The sequence below is a fragment of the Halomonas sp. ND22Bw genome, assembly GCF_003011945.1.
GTDB lineage: Bacteria > Pseudomonadota > Gammaproteobacteria > Pseudomonadales > Halomonadaceae > Halomonas > Halomonas halophila.
In genome coordinates this window covers 1-493 of record NZ_PXWD01000112.1, presented here as the reverse complement: position 1 = coordinate 493, position 493 = coordinate 1, and the positions used below count along the sequence as shown (strand labels likewise).

Below are 493 nucleotides of genomic sequence, written 5' to 3'. Positions count from 1 at the left end.
GAGGCCACCATCGCCCGATCTCTTGGACAGCCCCGTCGAGCGAGGCCATGGCGATTGGATCATCGACTCCGGACAGAAGACCTGCGACGGCCATCGACAATGTACTAGACACCGATGAATCGACCAGTGCGGTCGGTGCCGTGAGGACAATGTCTGGATCGACGAAGATTCCCTGGGCCCGCGATTTCGGGTCGAACAGGGTCAGTCGGGTGTTGTCAAGTTGTCTGGAGTACAGCAGTTTTGGGGTGCGGCAAGGCATCGCACGGGGAGGTCGGTCAGGGAGCGATGGTTTGTTCGGTGACCTGATCCCATACCTGGAATCGGATGGCCAGTTCGGTGCGGTGGTCGGTGGCAGCCATCCGGTGCCGGGGTGGGCGGAAGTGCGGCGAGATCCGGCTGAACACTGCGAGGAATCGTTGTGCTGAGCTGACAGTGCGGAAGCCCTTCATCGCTCGTTCACGTTGGCGGGTGGGTTGGTGGGAGTTCTCGCACC

1 protein-coding gene and 1 pseudogene are annotated in these 493 nt (G+C 61.5%); both read right to left on the bottom strand.

The annotated features are described in order from the left end of the window. Positions 1–259: hypothetical protein (locus tag CVH10_RS26600; protein WP_219924739.1), on the bottom strand; the 259-nt coding region annotated here is incomplete at its 3' end. Positions 260–275: 16 nt separating this feature from the next. Next, a pseudogene (locus CVH10_RS17225) lies at positions 276–493 on the bottom strand (IS6 family transposase); the annotation flags it as partial.